Annotated in this window: 1 pseudogene; it reads right to left on the bottom strand. The window is 48.3% G+C overall.

Annotated elements, in window-relative coordinates:
• Nucleotides 1-460: pseudogene (locus HMPREF1548_RS30060) on the bottom strand (hypothetical protein); the annotation flags it as partial.

Below are 460 nucleotides of genomic sequence, written 5' to 3'. Positions count from 1 at the left end.
AGCGGAATCAGTGTTATTCCAGTCCGCCTGTACATTAACCTCCGCACCGTCGGCGATACCGTTTAGTTTATTCAGAAGAGCCGTTGAAAAATCGTTGGAGGATAAGCCTTTTCCTGTGACCTTGTCCACTTTATTGGAAACGGTGTTCCATTTGTCCAGCAGTGCCTGTGAAATGGAATCCAGAATGCTTATGTTGGCATGATTATGGATCAGGGAAGTATCAACATCCTCGGAGGTAAGGTAACCGGGATCGTTGGTGAACTGGGACAGCTTGGTTGGCATATCTGAAATCTGTGCCTTTGTGTGGGTATGGGAGGAAGGCGGGAAGGAGGCCGGCTTATTTTTGATAAAAGCGTCGGAAGCGGAATCAGTGTTATTCCAGTCCGCCTGCACATTAACCTCCGCACCGTCGGCGATGCCGTTTAATTTGTTCAGAAGAGCCGTTGAAAAATCGTTGGAG

Origin of the sequence: Clostridium sp. KLE 1755 (assembly GCF_000466465.2) — a bacterium.
Classification (GTDB): Bacteria; Bacillota; Clostridia; order Lachnospirales; family Lachnospiraceae; genus Eisenbergiella; species Eisenbergiella porci.
The sequence above is the reverse complement of the archived record's forward strand: the minus strand, read 5'-3'. Positions and strand labels throughout refer to the sequence as shown.